Here is a 26,004-nt window from a genome sequence, read left to right as displayed (position 1 = left end):
GCTGCTTTTTTTATGTTGTATGATTATATATTTTATTGATGATAAATTGATAATCTTCTGAATTATTTACAAAATCTAAATTAGAAACATCAATAACTAAAATATTTAGTTTTGGTGTTTTTTTTATAAAATTATTATAACCATCTTGTATTTTTTGAAGATAATCAGCTTTTATATTCTGCTCGTATTTTCTACCTCGTTTTTTTATGTTTTCAAGTAATCGATCAGTATTTTGATATAAATACACATATAAATCAGGTTTTTGAATTTTCTGATAGATTAAATTAAACATTTTTTGATATAAGAGATATTCATCATTTTGTAATGTAACTTGTGCAAAAATTAATGATTTAAATATATAATAATCAGAAATAACACCATTTTTTGTATCATATTTAGCTAAATCATCTGTTAATTGTTGATATCTATCAGCAAGAAAACTCATTTCTAAAGGAAAAGCATAACGCTCATTATCCTCATAAAATTTTGATAAAAAAGGATTATCAGCAAAATGTTCTAAAACAGGTTTTGTATTAAAATTGTTAGCTATTAAATTAGCTAAAGATGTTTTTCCTGCGCCAATATTTCCTTCTATAGCAATGTAATTATATTTTTCGTTAATTGTAATTGGTTTTGTTAATTGCTCATCAATAATTGTTATTTCAGAATCATCTTGGCAATTATCTAGGCAATTATGTAAAGGTTTTTTTTCCTTCGGATGTATTGTGTTTTTTGCAATTTCTATCAAAGGAACTAACACAAATTTACGAGCTAACATCCTTGGATGCGGAACAATAAGGTTTTCTGATAAAATAATTTCATCATCTAATAAAAGAATATCTATATCAATAATTCTATCAGTATAACCATTTTTATTTTTTCTAATTCTACCTAATTCATCTTCTAAAGAAAGTAGTTTTTTAATTAATATTTCTGGTGATAAATAAGTAGAAACGGTAATACAGGTATTGTAAAAATCAGCACCATCAAAACCTAGTGAAGGAGTTTCATATATTGATGCTATTTTTTTTATAGAACCAATATTATAGGCAATTAAATTTATTGCATCCTGAAGGTTTTCGAATCTGTTACCTTGATTTGTACCTATTGATAAATAGGCTGTTTGTAGTGTATTCATAAAAGAGTGCAAAGAGCTTAGAAAAGTAGCTGTTTTATAAAGTTTTATAATTTATTACTAAAGTATATTTTTTATAAATATAAAAAAACCGCTAAAATAAATTAGCGGTTTTTAATATGATTTTAAAAAAAAAATTAATCTTCTTTTTTAGTTTCTTTTACTTCTCTAGGTTCTCTTGGAGCTCTAGGTTTTCTGTCATCACGACTTCTGTTATCTCTAGGCTTGTTTTCTCTTGGTGGTCTTGCTACATAACCTTCTGGTTTTGGTAACAATGCTTTACGAGAAACTTTTTCTTTACGAGTTCTAGGGTCAAGTCCGAAATATTTTACATCAAATACATCACCCATTTTAACTACGTCAGAAACATTTTCTGTACGTTCCCATGCTAATTCACTAACGTGTAATAAAACTTCGTTTCCTGGAGCTTCTGCATATTCTACAACAGCACCAAAATCTAACATTTTAATTACTTTTACTTCGTAAGCACTACCAACTTGAGGTTTAAATAACATAGACTCAATACGAGTAGTTACTTTTTCGATTCCTTCAGGATCAGTTCCTAAAATCTCGATAATTCCTTCTTCCGTTACAGCATCTTCAGTAATTACAATAGTAGTTCCTGTTTCTTTCTGTAATTCTTGAATATGTTTACCACCTGGCCCAATAAAAGCACCAATCATATCATTCGGGATACGACGGTTAATCATTTTAGGAGCATGTTCTTTAACTTCTTCGTTAGATTGAGAAATAGTTTCAGTTAACTTTCCTAAGATATGTAAACGACCAGCACGAGCTTGTTTTAGTGCATTCACTAAAATTTCGTAACCTAATCCTTTAACTTTAATATCCATCTGACAAGCAGTAATTCCTTCAGAAGTACCAGTTACTTTAAAGTCCATATCACCTAAATGATCTTCATCCCCTAAAATATCAGATAAAACTGCGTAACGGTCACCATCAGAAATTAATCCCATAGCAATACCAGAAACTGGTCTTGTCATTTTAACACCTGCATCCATTAAAGCCATTGTACCAGCACAAACAGTTGCCATTGAAGAAGAACCGTTAGATTCTAATACTTCAGATACAACTCTTACTGTATAAGGACAATCAGCAGGAATCATTCCTTTTAAACCACGTTGCGCTAAGTTACCATGACCAACTTCTCTACGAGAAGTTCCTCTTAATGGACGAGCTTCACCTGTACAAAAAGGAGGGAAGTTATAATGTAAATAGAAATTTTCCTCACCTTCGTAAGATGGCATATCTATTTTGTTTGCATCTCTTGATGTTCCTAAAGTTACCGTTGCTAATGCTTGAGTTTCTCCACGAGTAAAAATTGATGAACCATGTGTTGATGGTAAATAATCTACTTCACACCAAATTGGTCTAATTTCGTCAGTCTTACGACCGTCTAAACGTAAACCTTCAGCTAAAGTTAATTCTCTAACAGCACTTTTTTGAGATTTGTTGAAATATTTTCCAACTAAATCACCATAATCAGCTAATTCTTCTTCAGTAAATGAAGCTTTTACTTCTTCTTTTACTTCAGCAAAAGCTGTTGTACGTTCTACTTTTGATGTACCTTTTTTAGCGATAGCATAACACTTATCGTAAGCAAGTTCATTTATTTTTTCAGCTAATGCTTCGTCTTCTCTTTCTCCTTCGTACTCTCTTGTTTCTTTCTTTCCGAAAGCTTCAGCTAAACGAGTTTGAGCAGCACATTGTATTTTAATAGACTCGTGAGCAAATTTAATTGCTTCAGCCATTTCTTCTTCAGAAATTTCATCCATTTCACCTTCAACCATCATTACTGAATCAGCTGAAGCTCCAATCATCATATCGATATCAGATTCTGCTAATTGTGCTCTGTTTGGGTTGATTACAAATTCACCATTTACTCTAGCAACACGTGCTTCAGAAATAGGACATTCGAATGGGAAATCAGATAATTGAATAGCTGCAGAAGCTGCTAAACCTGCTAATGCATCTGGCATAACATCTTCATCATGAGACATTAATTGAATCATTACCTGTACTTCAGAATGATAATCTTTTGGAAATAATGGACGTAAAACACGGTCTACTAAACGCATTGTTAATACCTCACCATCACTTGGTCTTGCTTCTCTTTTAAAGAAACCACCAGGGTAACGTCCTGCGGCAGCAAATTTTTCTCTATAATCAACTGTTAAAGGTAAAAAATCAACTGTTCCTGCTTTGTAGCTAGATACAACAGTACATAACAACATTGCTTTTCCCATTTGCACAACAACTGAACCATGGGCTTGTTTTGCTAATTTACCCGTTTCTAATGAAATGGTTCTTCCATCTCCTAGGTCAATGACCTCTCTAAATACTTTTGGAATCATAAATTTTAATTCTAAATTTTTAAATTGTTTGTTGTTGTGTTGTTGTTTTGTTGCAATGGAAATTCAAAATTGTTGTTAAAAATTTTGAGTTTTTTATATAAATTTCTATTAGTTAGATAGAAATGAATTTTTTTTAAATAAAAAAGAGGCACGTTTATAGAGCCTCTTTTTTTGAGAATTATTTTCTAATTCCTAATTCTACGATAATCGCACGATATCTTGTAATATCTGATTTCTTTAAGTAATCAAGTAAGCTTCTACGTTTTCCTACCATTTTCACTAATGAACGCTCAGTATTAAAATCTTTACGATTTCTTTTTAAGTGTTCAGTTAAGTGGTTAATTCTAAAAGTGAACAATGCAATTTGTCCTTCCGAAGTTCCTGTATCAGTTTTGCTTTTACAGTGTTTTTCGAATAATCCTTCTTTTACTTCTTTAGTTAAATACATTCCAATATTATTTAAATGATTTTTATGTACATCAATGAGCTATTCATTGAAGTTGCAAATGTACAAATAAAATTTTAGTTGAAATGTATCAGTATAAGTGTTTTTTGTATTGATAAAAAACAAAAAAGCCAGCAAATGCTGACTTTTAAATTTAGGCTCTTATAGGTTGATTCTGTATCAAATCGATATATAAGTTAACTTGTTTTTTTAATTGCTTACGCTCGTAAATTGCATCTAAGAAACCATGTTCTAATACAAATTCAGAACGTTGAAAACCTTCAGGTAATTCTTTACCTGTAGTATCTTTTACAACACGAGGTCCTGCAAAAGCAATCAAAGCATTTGGTTCGGCGATATTAATATCACCTAACATTGCAAATGAAGCAGTTGTTCCTCCTGTAGTAGGATCAGTACATAATGAAATATACGGAAGTTTTGAGTCTGCTAATTGCGCTAACTTCGCAGAAGTTTTTACTAATTGCATTAATGATAAAGAAGCTTCCATCATACGTGCTCCTCCAGATTTTGAAACCATTAAGAATGGAAGTTTATTTTCGATAGCATAATCAATAGCTCTTGCTATTTTTTCTCCTACCACAGAACCCATTGATCCTCCAATAAAAGCAAAATCCATAGCAGCAATTACTATGTCTTTATTATTTGATTTACCTACTGCTGTACGAACAGCATCTTTTAATCCAGTTTTCTTTTGTGCCGCTTTTAAACGATCTGGATATTTTTTGGTGTCTTCAAATTTTAAAGGATCTTTAGATGTTAAATCTGAATTTAATTCTTCAAAATTATTGTCATCAAAAAAAAGCTCAAAATATTCATTACTTCCAATACGAACATGATATCCATCTTCAGGACTTACATATAAGTTTTTCTTTAATTCTTCTGTATCAATAACCTTACCGCTTGGTGTTTTGTACCACAAGCCTTTAGGAGTATCTTTTTTTTCTTCTGTAGGAGTTTGAATTCCTTTGTCTTTACGTTTAAACCAAGCCATAGTTTAGTTTATATTTTGTTTATATTTTGTTGTTCGTTAGTGATTAACTCATTCATTTTAAGAAAAGAGCAGGCGACAAATGTAAATTATTTTTGCGAACTTTATATTATTATAAATAATAAAAAAGCACTTAGAAGATTCTAAGTGCTTGAATATTAAAAATTAAAATGTTTATAATGTGTTTACATTATTTAAATCTTCAAAAGCCTTTTTTAAACGAGTTTTGAATGTTAATTCACCCTCACGTAACCATTTACGTGGGTCGTAATGTTTTTTATTAGGTTGTTCTGAATCGTCTGGATTACCAATTTGACTTGCTATATAATCTTTTTTATCTAAAATATAATCACGAGCTCCTTCTGTAAAAGCATATTGTAAATCAGTATCAATATTCATTTTGATAACTCCATAACCGATAGCTTCTCTAATTTCTTCTAAAGTAGAACCTGATCCTCCATGAAAAACAAAATCGATAGTATTATCAGCAACAGCATATTTTTTAGAAATATATTCTTGAGAGTTCTTTAAAATTTTTGGAGTTAATTTTACATTACCAGGTTTGTAAACTCCGTGAACGTTACCAAAAGCAGCAGCAATAGTAAATTGATCGCTAACTTTCATTAATTCTTCGTATGCGTAAGCAACTTCTTCAGGTTGTGTATAAAGTTTAGAAACATCAACATCAGAATTGTCAACACCATCTTCTTCACCACCAGTAATACCTAATTCAATTTCTAAAGTCATTCCTATTTTACTCATACGAGCAAGGTATGCTTTACAAATTTCAATATTTTCTTCAATAGGTTCTTCGGATAAATCAATCATATGAGAACTATATAATGATTTTCCTGTTTCTTTATAAAATTGCTCACTAGCATCTAGTAAACCATCAATCCAAGGTAATAATTTTTTAGCAGCATGGTCTGTATGTAAAATTACAGGAATTCCGTAAGCTTCTGCTAATAAGTGAACATGTTTTGCTCCGGCTACAGCACCTAAAATTGCTGCTTTTTCATCTTCATTCGATAAGCCTTTACCAGCATTAAATTGAGCACCACCATTAGAAAACTGAATAATTACAGGTGAATTTAATTCTTTTGCAGTTTCTAAAACGGTATTAACAGTGTTAGAACCTACAACATTTACAGCAGGTAATGCAAATTTTTTATCTTTTGCTAATTGAAATATTGCTTGAACTTCTTTTCCGGTAGCAACTCCAGCTTTAATCGTATGAGCCATTTTATATGTTTTTAGTTGTATTTAGCGGGTCAAAAATAAGAAAATTTAAATGCATTTGTCAAAAATAACAGGATGGAGTATTAAATTTTAAAAAGGATAATTAATTCCGATGTTTAATACACGATTTGAAAAGTTAAAGTTTTTAAACCACCTGTCATTTTTTAGATAAGGTTCATGCATTTTAAATCCAAAATCAACTCTAGCAATTAGAAAGTTAAAATCGTACCTAATTCCAAAACCTGCACCAACAGCTATGTCAGTTAATGATTTTATATTATTGAATTTAGCTTTTTCATCTGTAAAACTAGAATTGGTGATATCCCAAATATTTCCTGCATCAACAAATAAAGCACCTTTTAAAGAACCAATTACGTTAAAACGATACTCAAAACTAGATAAAAATTTTAAACTTCCTATATTATATTCTAAACCAGGTGCACGAGTTCCTGGTCCTAAATCGTAAGTTTTCCAAGCTCTAATATCATTAGATCCACCAGCAAAATAACTACGAGAAAAAGGTATACTAGAGTTATCGTAAGTAATAATTGCACCTAAAAAAGTTCTATGTGCTAAAACGGTATTATCTCCTAAATTCCAATATTTTTTATACTGTATGTCTGTTTTAAAATACTGAGCAATAGGGGTTTTAAAAACTGTTTTTTGGTTCCAAGTATTTGTTTTTTTAGATAAAATGCCCATGAAATTTCCAGAATTAGCAACTCTAAATTTTACAAAAGAGAAATTAGTATCTTTTGTATTTTGTTGATTATTATATGTATAGCTAAAAGCTATTTCAGGAATTAAAAAATCAGAAGTAATAATATTATATCTATTAAAAATATTAAGATTATTTTGGTATTCTAAAGGATTTGATGCTTTGAAAATTCCATCTTGTGAAACGTCTCTCATAAATTCTAAAATTCCAGAAGAATTACTAGGTTGGTTTAGTGGTAGTGTATGATTGCTAGTAGCAACATCTACTTCTTTTAGCTTCGAATATTCCGAAGAATAGATACTAAAATAATTATCAATATTTAAGTTTCGAATATACTGGGTGTTAAATAACTCTAATTGAAGTGTTTTTTGTTTGTTATATTTCCATTTATAATCTAAACCGATAGTGATATTTTGATTATCTAATCCTATATTTTTTTGATTAGCTCCACCAATTAAAAATTTTGTTTTTGGAAACATTTTTTTAGGAATAAGACTTTGTAAGCCAAAAGGCGCAACAAAACGAGGTACTTCTAAAGTAACATCAGCACCAATTTCCCAACCAGGACCATTATTTGAATTAAAATAAGAACCAAAAGTTGATATTTTAAATATTTCTGCACCTTTAAAAGTGTTTCTATTTGTTAAAGAATATTTTAGAGAAATATCAAAATTTCGAATATTAGAACGAGATAATTCCATGTCTAAACCTGAAGTGTATTTTTCAATAGGTGTTAAAAAAATGTTTGCTTCTAGTTCGTGGTCATTTAATTCATTATACCTAATAGATGTTGTTTTAAAATTTCTTAAACCTCTTAAATGTGTTCTTGTTAGGTTGTTAGATAAGTCGCTATATACAGTATTTGGTTTTATAAATAATGATTGTGATAATATTTTAGGATTGTATTTTAATTTTTTATGGGCATAAAACTGAACACCATTGTATAAAACAGTGTCTTTATGAATTGAATCTTTTTTATTGTATGTATAGTCAGTGTATACATTTATTCTCTTTATTTTTTGAACTTTAAAAGGAATAATTCTATCAGAAATTTTAACAGCTACATTTGTTTTTTGATAATTTTGTAGCGTATCATTTTCAAACGATATATAATTTTCATTAAAATGATAAATTCCTTTATCTCTAAATAAATTAACTAAACGATTAGCTTCTTTGATAAAGTTTTCATCTTTGTATTGATCACCAGATTTAAGAAAACTTTTTTCTTCTGATTTTTGATATAAAGAGTCAAGAATAGGGGAGGTTATTTTAGTTTTAATTTTGTTTAAAAAAGAAGGATTTCCTTTTGTTATGATATATGAGATGCTACCTTTTTTATTTTGAATAGTATCTTTTTTTGAGGTTACTTTTGATCTAAAATAACCTTCTGTTTGAAAATAGGCATTTAAATTTGTAATAGTTTTTTTTGTTTTTTTATCATCAATAATAATAGGTGCTTGTCCGCTATTTAAAAACCATTCATTAATTCCAATAGCAGTATTTGCTACTGAAATACTTTGTTTTTCAGAAAAAAACTTTTTAAAAAAAGCGTAAGTATTTGGTTTTTCTGTAGCCCATTTAGCAGGAGTTTTAGCTCCTACAGGGTTTCCTAAGTTATAAAAATATAATGATAAAGGAATTCCTAAAGCCTTAGCATTAGGACGTTGCATTAATAATTCAGCAATATTTCCACTGGTGTTTTTTATACTATCAATATAAACAGTGTTTTTAGCGAGTAATAATTCATTTTTTTTAACAAATTTTATCGTACTACATGAACTGAATAAGACTATTAATAGAAAGAAGAAAGAAAGTTTTTTCATTAACTTTACGGCTGGTATTAAGTATCAAAAATACTGTTTTTTAGTGGTTATAATATGTTAAAAAAATAATAATGAGTTTATCTAAAAGCAACCTAAAATTAATAACGAGTTTACAGCAAAAAAAGTATCGACAAAAACATCAATTATTTATTGCTGAAGGTATAAAAGTGGTGAGAGAATTATTAAATTCATCATTAGAAACATCGCATATTTTTACAGTAGATACTTCTTTTGAAATACCTACTAATGTTGAAAGTACTATTATTTCAGAAAATGATTTGAAGAAAATTAGTACTTTAAAAAATCCGAACAAAGTTTTAGGTTTATTTAAAATTCCAGTAGAAAATACAATAAGTGAAACGAATTTAACGATTGCTTTAGATGAAGTAAATGATCCTGGTAATTTAGGAACTATTATTCGTTTATGTGATTGGTTTGGTGTTACGGAGTTAGTTTGTTCTAAAAATACGGTGGATTGTTATAATCAAAAAGTAGTACAATCAACTATGGGGTCTTTAACTAGGGTAAATATTTCTTATGTCGATTTACCAAGTTTTTTGACTGATACTAAATTAGCAGTTTATACTGCAGATATGGATGGAGAAAATATATATGAAGCAACTTTACCTAAAAAAGCAGTTTTAGTTATGGGGAACGAAGCTAATGGAATATCTAATGAAATAGCAGCAATTGTAAAGCATAAATTAACGATTCCACGGTTTGGTGAAATTCAGAAAACTGAGAGTTTAAATGTTGCCACAGCAACTGCTATTTTATTAAGTGAATTTAAAAGAACCCTAAAATAATTAGTTAATTAGAGCGTCTATTTTATCAATTATAAATTTTAAATCTTCATTATTATTAATGAAGTCTAAATTGTCAACATCAATTATTAATAGTTTTCCTTTTTTGTAACCACTAGCCCAAGCTTCATAACGTTCGTTTAGTCTACTTAAATAGTCAATACTAATAGAGTTTTCATAGTCTCTACCACGTTTGTGAATTTGACCTACAAGGGTAGATATGTCTGCTCGTAAATAAATTAATAAATCAGGAGGTGTAACTAACTTTTCCATTAATTCAAATAATGAAGAATAATTACCAAAATCACGATTAGTCATTAATCCCATTGCATGTAAGTTGGGTGCGAAAATATGAGCATCTTCGTAAATAGTTCTATCTTGAATTATTTTTTTTCCAGATTCTCTTAATTCTAAAACTTGACGAAAACGGCTATTTAAAAAGAAAACTTGTAAGTTAAAAGACCAACGCTCCATTTGAGCATAAAAATCATCTAAGTACGGATTATCATCTACTGATTCATAATGAGGATCCCAGTCATAATGTTTTGCTAATATATTGGTTAATGTGGTTTTTCCTGCACCTATGTTTCCGGCAATTGCTACATGCATATTTTTTGAATTTCAATATTGGTAAAATTACATAAAAAAAGCGAGCTATTAAGCTCGCTTTTTTTAGAAGTATTATTTTAAAGAATTATTATTTTACTTGTATTTATCTTTCCGTCATTTTGAATTTGTATAAAGTAAACTCCACTACTTATTTTTGAAAATTCAATTTCGTTATTGAATTTACTTGAAATAGTAGAAAATGTTTGGGTTTCTAATAATTGACCTACCATATTAAATAATCGGATAATAGTTAAATCTTTAACTTTAACTTTAAAATTTACGGTTATTTTTCCATCAGATGGTATTGGGTATATTTTTAAATCTGAGAATAAGTTTTTATCATTAGCAAAACTTTCTTCAACATTTATAGTATAGTCTTCGACTTCGCCATTAAAATCTAATTCACAAGATTCAGGAAATTCATTTAATTTTGTTGAAATACGTAAGGTTGTCGTACCAGTTAATGCATCTTCAGGAACTTTAATACTTAATGAATTAGTAGTAGTTAAATTATACGTTTCTAGTTCTGTTACATCAAACTTACAATCTTGATTCCAATCAATCCACGCATAAGTTTTTACAGTACTATTTCCATCAGTATTAATGTCAACATTTAAATCATATTCTTCACCTCTTATCACATTTGTAGTTATTGCTTTAAAATCAGAATAACCTGTTGTTTTTGTTGATGAGTTATCAATTTCTCCAAAGTTAACATTGGTAATACTTATTTGAGAATCGGTATTTCCTAATGATTTACAGTGGTTATCATTAACACTTAGTATTAAATCGACAGATTTTGTAATTGAATTAGAGGTAGCATTTACTTTAATAGTATAATCACCTATGGTTACATTATTTAAGTTAGATATGGTTATCGATACTGTTTTATCTGAGTTAATTACTATTGAAGTAAAAGTAACTGTTGAATTTACAGGTGCCTTTTCTGTAGATAAAGTTACGTTTTCATCAAAACTATTGAATGTTTTATAGTCAATTTTGTATTCAACTTCATTTACAGCTTTATTACATATAGATTGTCCTACCGTTTTATTTGTTAATGTAAAACTAGGAGTAATTGTAATAGTATAATCTTCAACTTCTCCGTTAAAATCTAATTCACAAGAACTAGGTTCTCCGTCATCATCAAGTTTTGTAACAACTCTTAATGTTGTTGTTCCTAATAAAGCATCAGAAGGAATTGTAATATCTAATCCACTATTACTTGTTGCTCCGTTAGTATTTGTAGTATTACCTAAATCATATTTTTCATTAGCATCAAACAAGCAGTTTTGATTCCAATCTATCCAAGCAAAAGTATTTACAGTTTTATTACCGCTAGAATTTGCATTAATAATTAACGGATATGTATTTCCTTTTATAACTTCTGTTGTAATTGCTTTAAAATCAGAATAACCAGTTGTTTTTGTTGATGAGTTATCAATCTCTCCAAGTTTAACAAGTGTTGTACTTATTTGAGAATCTGTATTACCTGATGATTTACAGTGATTATTATTAATACTTAGTATCAAATCGATAGATTTTGTAATTGAATTAGAGGTAGCATTTACTTTAATAGTATAATCACCTACGGTTACATTATTTAAGTTATCTATTTTTAAAGTTACCATTCCATCTGTACTAATTATTGCTGAAGTAAAAGTAACTATCGAATTTACAGGTGTATTTTCTGTAGATAAAGTTACGTTTTCATCAAAACTATTGAATGTTTTATAGTCAATTTTGTATTCAACTTCATTCACAGCTTTATTACATATAGATTGTCCTACCGTTTTATTTGTTAATGTAAAACTAGGAGTAATTGTAATAGTATAATCTTCAGCTTCTCCGTTAAAATCTATTTCACAAGAATTTGGTTGCCCATCATTAGCTAGTTTAGTAATAACTCTTAATGTTGTTGTTCCTGATAAAGCATCTGAAGGAACTATAACTTCTAATCCACTATTAGCTGTTGCTCCATTATTATTTGTTGTATTACCTAAATCATATTTTTCATTCGTATCAAATAAGCAGTTTTGATTCCAGTCAATCCAAGCAAATGTTTTTACAGTTTGATTACCATTAGAATTAGCGTTAACAATCAATGGGTATTTTTCTCCTTTTATAACTTCTGTTGCTATTGTTTTAAAATCAGAATAACCCGTTGTTTTTGTTGATGGATTATTAATTTCTCCAAATTTAACAAGTGTTGTGCTTATTTGAGAATCTGTATTACCAGTTGCATTACAAATATTATCATTAATATTAAATGGAATTTCAATTGATTTTGTAATTGAATTAGCTGTTCCTGTAACAATTATTGTATAGTCACCAACAGTTGCATTATTTAAATTAGAAAGTGTAAATTTTATAAGTCCGCTTGTATTTATTGATATTGGATTTAAGTTGCTTGTTGTATTTGTAGGAATTCCTGAAACAGAAAAACTAACATCTTCATCAAAATTAAACAGAGCTTTATAATCAATTTCAAAAATTTGATCATTCACGGCTTTATTACAAATAGATAAATTACCAGTTGTATTGGTTAATGTAAAATCAGCACCAGGTTTTTCTTCAATTTCTATTGAGTAATCTTCGGTTTCTCCATATTGACTATTCTGATCAGCATTACATGGACCACCACCACTAGGTGAACCTGTTTCATAATACTCAATAGTTACTCTCATTCTAGTTTTACCTAATACAGCATTATTTGGTACTGTTATTTTTAAAGATGTTGTAGCAATATCAATTGTTCTAGCTCCTAAATCATATCTTTCAGTAGCTTTGTCAAATACATAATCTTGATTCCAATCAATAAATACATAACAATGATCTTGGTATCCATCAGTATTAAAAGTTACACTAATTTCATACTCTTGTGTTCTTTTTATATTTGTTGATATATTACTAAAATCTTGATAACCATCTACAGAGTCATTTAAAGAGTTGTTATTAATTGTATTAAAAGTAACGTTAGATATATATTCAGCACCACCTGTTTCATCAGGATATTCTAACGAACAATAAGTAGGTATTTCTGTTGTAAATATGTTAATGTCAGAATACGTTCCTTCGCTACAATTATTTTTAGGCTTTACACGCCAAAAATAGTTAGTGTTTTTTGATAAAAAATCTATTGAAGGTATATATGAATTTGTATCTACTATTTCATCAATTATAATATTATTGAAATTAGTGTCAGTGGCTACTACAATGTTATATAGTGTAGCATTTGAATTAGCTTCCCACTCAAATTTTGTGTTGATACTAATCTCATCAGTTGCATTACTAGGAGTTGTTAAATTTATTTTAGTAAAACTATTTTCCGTTATTTTTAATAATGCAGTGGTTGTTTGAGTAACTGTTGCCGATTTTCCTTCAATAATAATGACGTTATCTTGTTGATTACTCCCATTTAAATTATTTATTGTCATAACAACATCTCCTTCTTTATTAATAGTAGCAGGGTTAAATGATGCAGTAGTTCCACTAGGTAAGCCAGTAGCAGATAAATTTACTGTTTCAGTAAAACCATTAACAAATTTGAACTTTAAAGTATAATCTACAGAGTTATTACCTGTATTACAAACAACTTGTTTATCAGTTTGGTTTGAAATTAAAAAAGTAGGTGTTGTAGAGTCAATCGTAAAATTAGTATTGTTTACATTATAAAAAATATTATCAGCAGCTTCTATAAGAATACGTCCTTTAGTTGTTGGAGTATTAGGAATAATAACATCTTCAGAACCATCATTAGTAACATTATCTTTTAAAAGAATAGGGAAAGTTAATCCACCATCAATAGAAAGTTTAATATTCACTTTCATACAATTAATCGGTGCTTTATCAGTAGTTCCTTTATTCCATGTTATTTTTTGTGTAGAACTAGTATTCCAGTTTACAGCAGTGTTAGGATACGTAAATTCAAAAGCTTCGGAATCAGTTACTGTAATTTTAACATCATCTCTTGCTGTATTACCTCCGCCAGCATGATTGTCTCTTACGGTAAGTGCAAAATTTAATTCTCTAGCTACAGTAGGAAGAACTTCCCATTGATTTGAACCGCCATTAACAACATTAGAAAAGGTTGGTAAATATCTATTAGGAGATGTACTAGAATGTAATGATCTAAAAGCAGGACCTTGTGTACTTGTTGAAACTAGTGGTACTGTTGCTGATTCGGTATCTATTTGTTCCCAATTGTACGTTAAGTTAGCAGTTCCATCAGTGTCTGTAGCTATTCCTTTTAAAATAAAAGGAGTGTTTTTAGGGATACTAAAATTATTACCTGCATTTGCAGTGGGAGCATTATTACCTGTATCTGTTGTTAGACCACAACTAGCAACTGACTGAACATGATTCCACATTTGACCAATACTAACTGTATGAAAATAATCATCACTGTTATTTTGTACATTTTGAGGAGAACAAATACCAGCATACGCCATTATTGTAGTACCACTTCCTGGTTCTACAGAGGTACTACCTATATTACTTCCACAGCTACCTCCAGTTCCGTTAAAGGTATGTGTAGCACCAAATTGGTGTCCTATTTCATGCGCCACATAATCGATATCAAAAGGGTCGTTAATAGGTTGTCCACTACCTGTAATACCACTAGCTTTTGAACCAGACCTACATACAGATCTTAAAGAAGCTAAACCACCACCACCAGTACTGAATGTATGACCAATATCATAATTTGCATCACCAATTATAGCATCACATTTAACTTGACTCTCATCAATTAGGCTATTAGCATTATCATTAGTTAATTCATCAGTAGTTGAGTCTAAAAATATTATTTCATCATTGTTATTTACGATAACCATTCGAACACCTAAATCTCTTTCGTAAACTGTATTTACACGAGCTATAGTAGTATTCATTGCAGATAAAATAACCGATTTCTTTACAGCATCTGTTGCTGAGTTAGAAATACCTTCTCTATTTAAATGAAATTGAGAATATTCACCTGTACAAGCAATGGCAATCCTATAAGTTCTTAATTTACCATCATTTGCATTTTTTTTTTGAATTGAAGACTTTATTATTTCTTTTTTCGTTTCTTCAATTTGACAGTTAAAACCATTATTATCCGATTTTAAGTCATCTCTTTTATATATAATATACTGTTTTTTATCTTTAGTATACGGATCTATATATATTGTACTTTCATTAGCCGAATATATAAGGGCGTGTAAGCCATTAACACCTAATGTGATTTTAGCAACTGCAGTAGGGTTATTAATTCCTTGAGCAGAATATGTTTTAATCATAGGGAATTTAGCCGCTAATTCAGGTGCTAAAGAAGGTGTTTCATGAAAAGAATACTCTTCTAATCTTCCTTCAGAGTTGGGTAAAGTTATTATCCTTTCTCCTTTATTTAGATTAGAGTTTTTTAGATGATTTTCAAAACTACTTAAGTTTAACGAAGCTAAAGAGTATTTTTGAGGTGTGTTTTCCCTATCAAGAATTTTATTTTTTTGAATAAAATTATCTTTTTTTACTGTTTTATTCCAGTAATTTTGAGAAAATGAATTACTACTAAAAAAAGTAAAAATTAGTAGTATTAGAAAAGGGATTTTTTTAATCATAATTATTAGGTTAATGGTATAGTAAGAACAGCTAAAAGTTAATTTTCCCTACCTTTGAGGTCTTATTTTTAGAATACTAATTTATGAATAAAAAAATAATAGTAAGTGATTTAGGTCAAAAAGATTATAAAGATACTTGGGATTATCAAGCCCAGTTGTTAGAAAAAACGGTTTTTATAAAAAGAGAAAACAGAAAAAAAGAACTCGAAATTAGTACACCCAATCATTTTTTATTTGTAGAACACCCTCATGTTTATACATTAGGTAAATCTGGAGATTTAAGTAATTTATTACTAAATGAGTCGCAATTAAAAGAAAAAGGAGCAACTTTTTATAAGATAAACAGGGGAGGAGATATCACGTATCACGGACCGGGGCAAATAGTAGGATATCCTATTCTTGATTTAGAAAATTTTTTTACAGATATTCATAAATACCTTCGTTTTTTAGAAGAAGCAATTATATTAACAATTGCAGAATATGGATTAGAAGCAGCACGAAGCGATGGAGAAACAGGTGTTTGGTTAGGTGTAGGAACTCCGTTTGCTAGAAAAATTTGTGCTATGGGAATTCGTGCAAGTAGATGGGTTACTATGCATGGATTTGCTTTAAATGTAAATGTGAATTTAGGTTATTTTGATAATATTATTCCTTGTGGAATTAAAGGAAAAGCAGTTACTTCGATGGAAGCAGAATTAGGTTTTAAAGTTTCAGAAGTTGAGGTAAAAGAAAAAATATTAAAACATTTTAAAGAACTTTTTGAAGTTGATGAATTTATTAATGAATAAAAAAAGGGTTGATATTATATCAACCCTTTTTTCATGTACTATAATGAAATTATTTTACAGCCTTTATATTAAAAGAAATTTCCATTAAATCGTTAATGAATTTATCTTTTAAAGCAGCATTAAACTTTTTAGAACTATAAGTAACTCCAAAGTCAGTTCTGTCAATACTAAAAACATCACTTTTAATAGTAGCTACACCTTCACTTTGAGTAACTGTAGCTGGAATTGTAATACTTTTTGTAGTTCCTCTAAGTGTTAAATTACCTGTAACTTGTAATTTTCCATCTTTTGTTTCAGAGCTAGCAACTTCAAATTTAGCAGTAGGGAATTTTTCAACATCAAAAAAATCGCCATCTTTTAAATGTTTTTCTAATTTCTCTTTACCTTTACCTGCTTCTAAATCTGCACATGAAATTGAAGTCATATCAATAACAAACTCACCGGATTTAAGTACACCATTTTCTATATCAAATAAACCTTTTGTAATGTTAACAACACCATTATGAGAATCTGTTGGCTTGTTTCCTTTCCAAGTAACAGTAGATTCAGCAATATTTGCTTTGTAAGAGTTAATTACATTTTCTACTTTTTTAACATCTTTAATTTCTTCGCTAACAGCTACTTTCTTTTTTTCTGATTTACAAGAAACTGCAGTAATGGCGATAAGAGCAATAGCTAAAATTGATTTTTTCATGATTATTTGTATTTAAATTTTTTTATTTAGAACAAATATAAACTAAAAATATTTTCCGTGGAAATTATTTTTTCGTTAAGATTTTGTTAATAACATAAGAACTAGCTTGTAAGCCAAAAGCGGCGGGCATATAGCTAATAGTTCCATAAAAAGATTTTTTAAAATTAGCTCCGTTTGTTAGTTGTAAGCTTTCGGCAATTTGAACTTCTTCCGAGTAAACAGCAGTAATACCTTTGTTTACTTTTCGTTCTTTTAATCGTTTTTTTAACGCACGTGCCATTTTACAATTTTTAGTTTTACTGATATCTTTTACAACAACTTTACTTGCATCTAATTTTCCACCAGCCCCCATAGCACTAATTAATTTCACTTTTTTTCTTTTAGCGGCAACAATTAAATTAATTTTAGGAGTAATACTATCAATACAATCCATTACGTAATCATATTCATTACTAACTATTTCAAAAGCTCTTTCTGGCGATAAAAATTCTTCTATAGCTGTTAGTTCTATTTCAGGATTTATATCTTTAATTCTATCAGAAATTACGCTTACTTTTGTTTTTCCAATGGTACTATCTAATGCGGGTAATTGTCTGTTTTTATTAGTTTCATCAAAAGCATCACCATCAACAATTGTCATTTTTCCAACACCAGCTCTTGCTATAAATTCTGCTGCAAATGAGCCAACTCCACCTAAGCCAACAATTAAAATATTTGCTTTTTTTAGTTTTTCAATTCCTTCTTTCTGAACTAATAATTCCGTTCTTTCTAACCAACTCATTTCTTAAATATCTTATTAAAATTTTGATGTATATTTTTTTGTAGCTTTTTCATGCTAATTTTTTTGATGTTACTTGCTTTTTCATAAACAGTGGAAATATCAATTTTTGCATCATCTGTTTCTAAGAAAATTTTATCCAACGGAATATTTAAAAATACTTCTTGTAATTTAGTTGATGTTAACAATGCTTTTCCGAAGGATAAAAAACAATCATTTTTGATAAAATCAGTAGCAATTTGACTGTTTTTATTAAAACCGTGAATAATCCATTTTTGAGAAGGTTTTAGTTCTTTCTTCAAACGGATTATATCCTGAAAAGCCTTTACACAATGTATAATTAATGGTTTTTTAAATTCTTCTGATAATTTAACATGTTCTTTAAAAATACTAATTTGAAGTGCATAATTTACTTCAGATAATTTATCTAAACCACATTCTCCAATGGCATAACAATTTTTATGAAGTAGTTTTTTTTTGATAAAGATAAGTTCATCTTCAATTTTTTCTTCAAGGATAAACCACGGATGAATCCCAATAGAAAAAGGCGTATTAAAACCTGTTGAATTCGGATAACAATTTAAAATAGTAAAATTCTCATCAGAATTAGTATGCGTATGAATATCTATAAACTTCATAAAAAAGATAACTAACTTTCTTGTTCAAAAATAATACTTCTTTCCATATTTTTTTTATAAATATTCTTAGGAATAAGCTCTTTGTTATTTGTGTCTACCATACATTTAATTTGATGGTCAATCATTTTTTCAAAAGGAATAAGAAAATCTTTCGTATCACATTGTTCTAAATTACTTTGATTAAGTAAATTTAAGACTGTATAAACTGATTCAATAGTACTAAGACAAAGAGGTGCTGGTTGTTGTTTAATGGTAAATTTCGATTTTATTTTATTATCAAAGCTTACTCTTTTTAGTTTTTGTAAGTTTTTACTCAATTTTAGCATTTTACGAGCGCAAGGCCATGTTCCATCAAGAATAAAAATATGTGGATTATCACCCATAAATGAAATTATTTCTGAACTTTTTCTTACTGATAAATTGAAGCTATCTTCTCCAGGGTAAAGTAAGAAAGAAGAATTTTTTTCTTCAGTTAGTATTTCATTTACACGTTTATTATTTGTAAAATCTACACCAACTATAATTTCAGAATTTTCAAGTTGAAGATTTGTCATACGTCCCGTTCCGTTTCTTTCTTTTTTGTACTCTTTTGGGTGCATAAGGATAATAAAACGAGTTTTGGTTTGTAAATGATTAATGTGTTTACAAATACATGAAGATGAAGGCATCATGCATTTGTAACATTTGATTCTTGGGTTTTTCATTTATACTTTCAAAGTGAATATCTCTTTTTTTGAATTACTGCCAACTAGCCAACTATAAAATAAAGTTTTATACCTTATTTTTACTATCGATAATAATAGTAACAGGTCCATCATTTAAAAGTTCTACTTTCATATCTGCACCAAATTTACCTGTTTGTACTTTTTTACCTAAGTCGTTTTCTACCTGATTTATAAACTTTTCATATAAAGGAATGGCGATTTCAGGTTTTGAAGCGTTCATGTAGCTTGGTCTGTTTCCTTTTTTTGTTGATGCTTGTAATGCAAACTGACTAACGATAATTGCATTTCCTTTAATATCAATTAAAGATTGATTCATCACCTGATTTTCATCATTAAAAATTCGAAGATTCGTTATTTTTTTAGATAACCAGTTAATATCTTCTGTATGATCATCATCAGTAATACCTACTAAAATTAGCAAACCACCTTTGATACTTGCGACCTTTTCACCTTCAATAGTTACACTGGCATTGGTTACTCTTTGAACAACTGCTTTCATTTACTCTTTATCTTTTTCCCAAATATCAGTACGATAATGTTCTTCTTCACCTTCTAAAATTTGCAAATAACTTTTATAACGTTCCCATGAAACAGTATCAGCTTCTAAAGCATCTTTTACGGCACATTTTGGTTCGTTTACATGAATACAGTTATTGAATTTACAATCTTGTTTTAGTGCAAAAAATTCAGGAAAATAATCTCCTAATTCATATTTATCAATATCAACAACTCCAAAACCTTTAATACCAGGTGTATCAATAATTCGGGCATCTTTTGAGTTTTCGATACTTAAATCGAACATTTCTGCAAAAGTTGTGGTGTGTTTTCCTTGATTATGTTGATCAGAAATTTCTTTAGTTTTTAAATTTAAAGCAGGATCAATAGTATTTACTAATGTTGTTTTTCCAACTCCTGAATGTCCTACAAACATTGAAGTTTTTCCAAGCATTATTTCTTTAATTTTATCAATATTGGTGTTTTCCTTTGCAGATACTTCGATACATCGGTAACCGATAGTTTCATAAATATCTTTTAAGTATAAAATTTCACCACGTTCTTCTACTTTATAAGAATCTATTTTATTGAAAACTAAAATAGTATCAATTCTGTAAGCTCTTGCAGAAACTAGAAATCTATCAATAAAAGTGGTAAAAGTAGGCGGATTGTTAATAGTAACCAGTAAAAAAACTTGGTCAATATTAGCTGCAATAATATGTGTTTGCTTAGATAAATTTACCGATTTACGAACAATAAAATTATCACGTTCATGAATTTCGGTAATTACACCAGTTTCTTCGTTATTTTTGGTTTCTAAGTCAAAATCAACTTTGTCTCCAACTGCAATCGGATTGGTACTTTTAATACCTTTTAGTCGAAATTTTCCTTTAATACGGCATTTGTATAAAACATCCTCACACTTTACCCAATACCAACTTCCTGTAGATTTATATACGATTCCTGTCATAGTACAAAGATGCAGAAATTTATGTAAAAATTAAAGTGTCGGTTGCTGTGTTTTTAGTTTTAGTAGCAAATACTTTTGATAACTAATAATTTGAAGCAATTTCCCGCTTTCCGCACTCGCTTTTTTTATTTTTTCGAAAAGAAAAATAAAAAAGAGCTCAAACAAATGCTTCAATCGGGGCTAGGCATTTTTATAGATTTGAATATTTTAAATTTAAAAATATTATATTGCGTGCTTATTAAAAAAAAAAATAATTTTTTATGAAAAAAGCATTATTACTAATTGCATTTATTGCATTAGGTTTAACATCAGTAAACGCTCAGAAATTTGAGTACAAGGTTATTACAAGTGTAGAGTCAACAGTTCCTAATGGATTAGGTAGGTCAAGATTAATCTCATCTAATGAAGACAGAGATTATAAGAGTTTTACATCAACAAGGTCTAGTGAAAAAAAGAAAGACAAAAGAAATAAATCTGACCGTGCTGAGATTAGAGTAAAAAACTTCGATGAAACTAAATTATTAAACTTCTTTAATATGGGAGGAATTAGATTTCAGAATATTGTAGCAAATGATGCTGTAATTAGCTCAAAAATAAATACCATGGTTGAAGAAGGATGGGATTTAGCTTTTGTAAATTCAGGAGTTGAGAGTTATGGAGGTAAAGGTGATAAAAATGGTATTTTTATTACAAGATATATTTTTAAAAGATTAAAATAATATCTTAATCTTTTAAAAAAAAAAGGAGCTTCAATTGAAGCTCCTTTTTTTTATCCGTTAATAATTTTTTCTTGATGATTAATAGATTCTTGGTGAATTGCTTTAAACATTTTTAAAACAAAATCTTCACTTAAACCTTTAGTTTCACCTTCTAAAATCATGTTTCCAAGAATTTCATTCCAACGTCTAGACTGTAAAACAGCAACGTTCATATCTTTCTTTAAAGCACCAATTTTATCAGCAACGCTCATTCTTTTTCCTAACATTTCTATTAGTTGACCATCAACAACGTTAATTTGAGCACGTAAATTATCTAAAGATTCTCTGTATTCAGAATCTGTTTCTGTTGCTTTTCTGATTTTTAAATCAGTCATAATCTGCTTTAACTTAGTAGGAGTTACTTGTTGAGCAGCATCACTCCAAGCCTTTTCAGGGTCAAAATGAGTTTCAACCATTAAACCATCAAAGTTTAAATCTAAAGCAGTTTGACAAACATCAAAAACCATTTCTCTGTTTCCTGTAATATGCGAAGGGTCACAAATTAAAGGTAAATCAGGAAATCTGTTTTGAAATTCAATAGCAATTTGCCATTCAGGAATATTTCTGTATTTAGATTTTTCATACGTAGAAAAACCTCTGTGAATAGCTCCTAAATTTTTAATTCCTGCTGTATATAATCTTTCAATACCACCTAGCCATAAAGCTAAATCTGGATTTACAGGATTTTTAACTAATACGATTTTATCAGTTCCTTTTAACGCATCCGCAATTTCTTGCATAATAAATGGCGATACTGTTGAACGAGCACCAATCCATAATAAATCTATATCATGTTCTAAAGCTAATTTTACGTGGGCTGCATTGGCAACTTCAGTACAGGTTTTCATTCCTGTTTCTTCTTTTACTTTTTGTAACCACTTTAAACCTAAAGCACCTACACCTTCAAAATTTCCAGGTCTAGTTCTTGGTTTCCAAATTCCTGCTCTAAAATAGTTTACATCAGAATCTTTTAATTCGTGTGCAATTTTTAAAACCTGCTCTTCGGTTTCTGCACTACAAGGCCCTGCTATTACTAGTGGATGCGCTAAATTCATATCATCCAACCATGTTCTTAATTCTTTTGTATTTTCCATTTTAATAATTATTATGGCTTTTATTTTATGCCGTTTAATATTTGTTTTATGTGATTTGTACTTTCCATTTCGTTATGGATTTTAGTAAAATCATCTTCTAGTATTAACTCTTTAAATTGTTGTAAATTATTGATATATTCTTCCAAAGTTTCTACAACGTTGTCTTTATTTTGTTTAAAAATAGCCGTCCACATTGCTGGTGAACTTTTTGCTAAACGAACTGTTGATGCAAAACCAGAACCTGCCATGTCAAAAATATCACGTTCGTTTTTTTCTTTTTCGATAACAGTTTTTCCTAACATAAAAGAACTGATATGCGATAAATGAGATACATATGCAATGTGTTTATCGTGCGATTTTGCATCCATATAACGAATTCTCATTCCTAGCTTTGAGAAAATTTCTAAAGCTATTTCTTGTAATTTGAAAGCTGTTTTTTCTACTTCACAAATAATATTTGTTTTTTGTTTAAACAAATTTTCATGTGCTGCTGTTGGTCCTGAAAATTCAGTACCTGCAATAGGGTGTGTTGCTAAAAAATTTCTTCGCTTCGGATGATTTTTAATAGCTTCACAAATGTTTGCTTTTGTAGAACCTACATCTAAAACTAAACAATCATCAGCAATAATATCTAAAACTTTAGGTATTATTGCTATTTGAACATCAACAGGTATTGAAATAATTACAATACTTGCTTTTTCTAATTCGCTAAACGTTGCTTTATGATGAATTACGCCAATTTTTTTAGCTTCATCTAAATGATTTTCGTTGGCATCAATTCCATAAACAACAGCCTCAGGATATTCTCTTTGAATATCTAAAACCATGCTTCCACCAATTAAACCAACACCAATTACAAATACGTTCATATTATTATTTTACTGCATTTCTATCACAGAAATGATATTTTATTTTACCTATTTAGGCAAATCTATTAATTGCTTCTTTAATTACTTCTTTTGTAATACATAACGAAAAACGAATATAACCTTCTCCTTGCGAACCAAAAACAGTTCCAGGAGTAATAAATATATCTTTTCCGTATAAAATTTCATCGGCAGTTCCTTCGGATGTTTTTCCTTCAGGAATTTTAGCCCAAACAAACAAACCTGTTGAATTTTTATTATAAGTACAATTTAATTTATCAGCAAGTTGAAAAATTAAATTTCTACGCTCTTCATATATTTTATTCTGAGCGATAAACCATTCATCAGATAAATGTAAAGCTTCAATAGCACCTTTTTGAATTCCGTAAAACATACCAGAATCCATATTACTTTTAACCTTTAATATTTGGTTGATAAAGTTAGCATTACCCAAAACCATACCAACACGCCAACCTGCCATGTTAAATGTTTTACTTAATGAATTTAATTCTAAAGCAATCTCTTTAGCGCCATCCACTTGTAAAATACTGATAGGATTATCATTTAAAATAAAACTATACGGATTATCATTAACAATTAATATTTGATGTTTTTTACCAAAAGCTACTAATTTTTCAAAAGTTTCTAAAGTTGCATTTGTTCCCGTTGGCATATGCGGATAATTCACCCACATAATTTTTACGTTTTCTAAATCTAACTTTTCTAATTCTTCAAAGTTTGGTTGCCAGTTAGTTGTATCACTTAAGTTGTAAAAAAGTGGTGTTGCACCTACTAATTTAGTAACAGAAGTATAAGTCGGATAACCAGGATTTGGAATTAATACTTTATCGCCTTCATTTAAAAAAGCCATAGAAATATGCATAATTCCTTCTTTACTACCCATTAAAGGTAATATTTCATTTTCAGGATTAGATGCTACTCCAAATTTTTCATCATAGAACTTAGAAATTGCGTTTCTTAATTCAGGTAATCCTTGATAACTTTGATATTTATGAGCAGTTGCATCTCCAAAACTTTCTTGAATAGCATTAATTACATTAGTAGGAGGCAATAAATCAGGGCTACCAATTCCCATATTGATAATTGGTTTTCCTGCTGCTGCCAATTCTCTAACTTCTCTTAATTTTTTAGAGAAGTAGTATTCTTGTACGGTATCTAATCTTTTTGCTGGTTGAATCATTATTTTCTTCCGTTTTTATATGCTCCTAATACTTTAAAATCTTCTGCCATTATTTTAATGATAGAAATTGCCTTTTCGTAATTTTTATATTCATTAAAGGTAACATCTACAAAAAATGAATATTTCCAAGGAGCTTCAATTACTGGTAACGATTGTATTTTTGTTAAATTCATTTTACAATCGCTTAATACATTTAAAAGAGTAGCTAAACTACCTCTTTTATGATCAAGTTGAAATTTTAACGATGCTTTATTTATCGTATCAATTCCGTTACTAGGTTCTTTAGTTTGTACAATAACAAATCGGGTTGAATTCTCTTTCATGGTTTGAATGTCATCTTCAATAACATTTAAACCAAAAATTTCTGCAGCAATTTTAGGTGCAATGGCTGCAACTCCTTTTAAGTTATTTTTAGCAATTCTTTTGGCTACTTCCGCAGTATCAACATCTTCTACTAATTTAATATGTTTATGTTTCTTAAAAAACTCTTTACATTGTAGTAGTGCCATCGGATGCGAACAAACTTCGGTAATATCTTCAATTTTCTGATTAGGAAGCGCCATTAAATGATGATGAATATTTAAATATTCTTCACCAATTATGTGTAAATTATTTTTATCAATTAAAGCGTAGTTTGGTATAATAGAACCTGCTATTGTATTTTCTAGCGCCATAATACCAACATTTGCTGTTTTATCAAGTAAGCTATCTACTAAAACATCAAAAGACATACATTCTTTTAAGTCAATTGTAGTGCCATAAAAATCACGAGCTACTTTATGATGGTTAGATCCTTCTGCTCCTTGAATTGCTATAATTTGTTTCATTTTAAATTAAAAAAAAAGCCTCGATATATCGAGGCTTTATAATTATATGTGTTAGTTAACAATACGATACAAAGCCTCAGTTCTTATTAAAGAAATAAAAGTGGAAATAAAAACCTTGCCAAACGTTTTGTAACATCATTTTTGTTTTTGTTGTACGTTACAAATCTAAAGATTAATATTAGAAAAACAAATTACTTGTTAAATATTTTTAAAAAAGAAACTATTAATAAGGTTAATAATTTTTGTTAAAATCAATAATTCATTTATGTTGTTGATTTACAGTAGTTTATGTTGTTTTTTGATTTATTTTAATTTATTATTTAATTAATAATTATCTTTCTGTTTAGTACTTTATTTTATAATAGTTTTATTTTAAACAATAACCTTTGTATTTGTTTATTGAATAAGCTTTTT

General features: G+C 29.0%; 21 protein-coding genes. 3 read left to right on the top strand and 18 right to left on the bottom strand.

Going from position 1 to position 26,004, the window contains the following annotated elements:
• Positions 1-10: 10 nt before the first annotated feature.
• From folK to tamL, 6 genes are all read right to left on the bottom strand, one after another.
• A complete protein-coding gene (folK, locus tag AB0T67_RS05485) occupies positions 11-1,138 on the bottom strand; it encodes a 2-amino-4-hydroxy-6-hydroxymethyldihydropteridine diphosphokinase (RefSeq protein ID WP_369219479.1) in 1,128 nt (375 codons plus the stop codon).
• Positions 1,139-1,272: 134 nt separating this feature from the next.
• Positions 1,273-3,510, bottom strand: coding sequence for a polyribonucleotide nucleotidyltransferase (locus tag AB0T67_RS05480; RefSeq protein ID WP_369219478.1), 2,238 nt, complete (start codon positions 3,508-3,510; stop codon positions 1,273-1,275).
• A gap of 178 nt (positions 3,511-3,688) precedes the next feature.
• Positions 3,689-3,958: a 30S ribosomal protein S15 gene (gene rpsO / locus AB0T67_RS05475; protein WP_369219477.1), complete on the bottom strand. Its 270-nt coding sequence runs from the start codon at positions 3,956-3,958 to the stop codon at positions 3,689-3,691.
• Positions 3,959-4,109: 151 nt separating this feature from the next.
• Entirely contained in the window at positions 4,110-4,967 is an 858-nt protein-coding gene (gene accD / locus AB0T67_RS05470; protein ID WP_271231457.1) for an acetyl-CoA carboxylase, carboxyltransferase subunit beta, read from the bottom strand.
• 171 nt (positions 4,968-5,138) lie between these two features.
• On the bottom strand, positions 5,139-6,206 hold the full coding sequence (gene fbaA / locus AB0T67_RS05465) for a class II fructose-bisphosphate aldolase (RefSeq protein ID WP_369219476.1): 1,068 nt from the start codon (positions 6,204-6,206) through the stop codon (positions 5,139-5,141).
• A gap of 87 nt (positions 6,207-6,293) precedes the next feature.
• On the bottom strand, positions 6,294-8,744 hold the full coding sequence (gene tamL / locus AB0T67_RS05460; RefSeq protein ID WP_369219475.1) for a translocation and assembly module lipoprotein TamL: 2,451 nt from the start codon (positions 8,742-8,744) through the stop codon (positions 6,294-6,296).
• Between the two features lie 71 nt (positions 8,745-8,815).
• Between tamL and AB0T67_RS05455 the strand changes: the two genes are divergently transcribed.
• Positions 8,816-9,550 carry a TrmH family RNA methyltransferase gene (locus AB0T67_RS05455; protein ID WP_271231460.1) on the top strand — a complete coding sequence of 245 codons (735 nt, stop codon included), beginning with the start codon at positions 8,816-8,818 and terminating at the stop codon, positions 9,548-9,550.
• Here the strand turns inward: AB0T67_RS05455 and AB0T67_RS05450 are convergent, their stop codons facing one another.
• Together AB0T67_RS05450 and AB0T67_RS05445 are read right to left on the bottom strand one after the other, a co-directional pair.
• A complete protein-coding gene (locus AB0T67_RS05450; RefSeq protein ID WP_271231461.1) occupies positions 9,551-10,156 on the bottom strand; it encodes a deoxynucleoside kinase in 606 nt (201 codons plus the stop codon).
• A gap of 77 nt (positions 10,157-10,233) precedes the next feature.
• The gene (locus AB0T67_RS05445) at positions 10,234-15,756 is read right to left on the bottom strand and encodes a GEVED domain-containing protein (protein ID WP_369219474.1); all 5,523 of its coding nucleotides are present in this window, start codon (positions 15,754-15,756) and stop codon (positions 10,234-10,236) included.
• An 83-nt stretch (positions 15,757-15,839) separates the two neighbouring features.
• Here AB0T67_RS05445 and lipB point away from each other — a divergent pair, with 83 nt between their 5' ends.
• Positions 15,840-16,544, top strand: a complete 705-nt coding sequence (gene lipB / locus AB0T67_RS05440; RefSeq protein ID WP_369219473.1) for a lipoyl(octanoyl) transferase LipB — start codon at positions 15,840-15,842, stop codon at positions 16,542-16,544.
• Between the two features lie 49 nt (positions 16,545-16,593).
• On the opposite strand, the gene AB0T67_RS05435 is transcribed toward lipB, so the two are convergent.
• From AB0T67_RS05435 to rsgA, 6 genes are all read right to left on the bottom strand, one after another.
• Entirely contained in the window at positions 16,594-17,238 is a 645-nt protein-coding gene (locus tag AB0T67_RS05435) for a YceI family protein (RefSeq protein ID WP_369219472.1), read from the bottom strand.
• A gap of 64 nt (positions 17,239-17,302) precedes the next feature.
• Positions 17,303-18,019, bottom strand: a complete 717-nt coding sequence (locus AB0T67_RS05430; RefSeq protein ID WP_369219471.1) for a tRNA threonylcarbamoyladenosine dehydratase — start codon at positions 18,017-18,019, stop codon at positions 17,303-17,305.
• Complete coding sequence (locus tag AB0T67_RS05425; RefSeq protein WP_369219470.1) at positions 18,016-18,654, bottom strand: TatD family hydrolase; 639 nt, start codon at positions 18,652-18,654, stop codon at positions 18,016-18,018. The genes AB0T67_RS05430 and AB0T67_RS05425 overlap by 4 nt, the downstream gene beginning before the upstream one ends.
• 11 nt (positions 18,655-18,665) lie before the next feature.
• Entirely contained in the window at positions 18,666-19,358 is a 693-nt protein-coding gene (locus AB0T67_RS05420; RefSeq protein WP_369219469.1) for a tRNA-uridine aminocarboxypropyltransferase, read from the bottom strand.
• Between the two features lie 67 nt (positions 19,359-19,425).
• On the bottom strand, positions 19,426-19,878 hold the full coding sequence (gene dtd, locus AB0T67_RS05415) for a D-aminoacyl-tRNA deacylase (protein WP_369219468.1): 453 nt from the start codon (positions 19,876-19,878) through the stop codon (positions 19,426-19,428).
• Positions 19,879-20,844 (bottom strand): ribosome small subunit-dependent GTPase A, encoded by a 966-nt coding sequence (rsgA, locus tag AB0T67_RS05410; protein ID WP_369219467.1) that lies wholly within the window; start codon positions 20,842-20,844, stop codon positions 19,879-19,881.
• A 260-nt stretch (positions 20,845-21,104) separates the two neighbouring features.
• Here rsgA and AB0T67_RS05405 point away from each other — a divergent pair, with 260 nt between their 5' ends.
• Positions 21,105-21,563 (top strand): hypothetical protein, encoded by a 459-nt coding sequence (locus AB0T67_RS05405; protein ID WP_271231468.1) that lies wholly within the window; start codon positions 21,105-21,107, stop codon positions 21,561-21,563.
• 50 nt (positions 21,564-21,613) lie between these two features.
• Here AB0T67_RS05405 and AB0T67_RS05400 read toward each other — a convergent pair whose 3' ends face one another.
• The 4 genes from AB0T67_RS05400 to AB0T67_RS05385 are packed head-to-tail and all read right to left on the bottom strand — an operon-like array spanning position 21,614 to position 25,590.
• Positions 21,614-22,696 carry a bifunctional 3-deoxy-7-phosphoheptulonate synthase/chorismate mutase type II gene (locus AB0T67_RS05400; RefSeq protein ID WP_271231469.1) on the bottom strand — a complete coding sequence of 361 codons (1,083 nt, stop codon included), beginning with the start codon at positions 22,694-22,696 and terminating at the stop codon, positions 21,614-21,616.
• 20 nt (positions 22,697-22,716) lie between these two features.
• Positions 22,717-23,565, bottom strand: coding sequence for a prephenate dehydrogenase (locus AB0T67_RS05395; RefSeq protein WP_101907784.1), 849 nt, complete (start codon positions 23,563-23,565; stop codon positions 22,717-22,719).
• A 52-nt stretch (positions 23,566-23,617) separates the two neighbouring features.
• Positions 23,618-24,763 carry a pyridoxal phosphate-dependent aminotransferase gene (locus tag AB0T67_RS05390; protein WP_369219466.1) on the bottom strand — a complete coding sequence of 382 codons (1,146 nt, stop codon included), beginning with the start codon at positions 24,761-24,763 and terminating at the stop codon, positions 23,618-23,620.
• Positions 24,763-25,590, bottom strand: a complete 828-nt coding sequence (locus AB0T67_RS05385; protein WP_271231471.1) for a prephenate dehydratase — start codon at positions 25,588-25,590, stop codon at positions 24,763-24,765. The genes AB0T67_RS05390 and AB0T67_RS05385 overlap by 1 nt, the downstream gene beginning before the upstream one ends.
• Between the last annotated feature and the right edge of the window lie 414 nt (positions 25,591-26,004).

It is taken from the genome of Tenacibaculum salmonis (assembly GCF_041053065.1).
GTDB classification, from domain to species: Bacteria; Bacteroidota; Bacteroidia; order Flavobacteriales; family Flavobacteriaceae; genus Polaribacter; species Polaribacter pacificus_A.
The sequence above is the reverse complement of the archived record's forward strand: the minus strand, read 5'-3'. Positions and strand labels throughout refer to the sequence as shown.